The organism is Myxococcus sp. CA051A, assembly GCF_013336705.1.
GTDB classification, from domain to species: Bacteria; Myxococcota; Myxococcia; order Myxococcales; family Myxococcaceae; genus Myxococcus; species Myxococcus llanfairpwllgwyngyllgogerychwyrndrobwllllantysiliogogogochensis.
This window is the reverse complement of the sequence record NZ_JABUMS010000069.1, coordinates 1-701: the sequence shown is the minus strand read 5'-3', so window position 1 is coordinate 701 and position 701 is coordinate 1. Positions and strand designations below refer to the sequence as shown.

Genomic DNA, 701 nt, shown 5'->3' with positions numbered 1-701 from the left:
TTCCTTCATCTCCTTCGCCGCTTCCGACGTCTGGCTCCACGCAGCCCCCGTCGCCTTCGACGCCTCCACCCTCGAAATCTGGGGCGCTCTCCTCCACGGCTCCAAGCTCGTCCTCGCTCCTCCTCATGCCCTGTCCCTCGAGGAGTTGGGCTCTCTGCTTGTCCGCGAGGGCATCACCTCCCTCTGGCTCACCGCCGCTCTCTTCGAGCAGATGGTGGCGACTCAGCCCGTCGCGCTGGCTGGTGTCCGCCAGGTCCTCGCCGGTGGCGACGTCCTCCCGCCTTCTCGCGTCCGCGAGCACCTCTCGCGGCTGCCCCCGGGCCACGTCCTCGTCAACGGCTACGGCCCCACCGAGAACACCACCTTCTCCGCCACTCACTCGCTGCGGAATGGGGACTCCTTCTCCCGCTCCGTTCCCATCGGCGCTCCTCTCTCCAACTCCTCCGCCTTCGTCCTCGACGCCTCCTTCCAGCCCCTGCCTCCGGGCGTCCCTGGAGAGCTCTTCGTCGGGGGTGACGGCCTCGCTTGGGGTTACCTCAACCGCGCCGACCTCACCGCCGAGCGCTTCGTACCTCATCCCTTCAGCAGCACTCCTGGTGCTCGCCTCTACCGCACCGGTGACCGAGTCCGCTGGCTCGCCGACGGCACTCTCGAGTTCCTCGGCCGCTCCGACTTCCAGGTGAAGGTCCGCGGCTTCCGCA

Annotated in this window: 1 protein-coding gene; it reads left to right on the top strand. The window is 68.3% G+C overall.

What is annotated here, in order from left to right; all coding sequences use genetic code 11:
* On the top strand, window positions 1-701 hold a 701-nt coding region (locus tag HUA74_RS47015; RefSeq protein WP_174459512.1), incomplete at both ends, for an AMP-binding protein.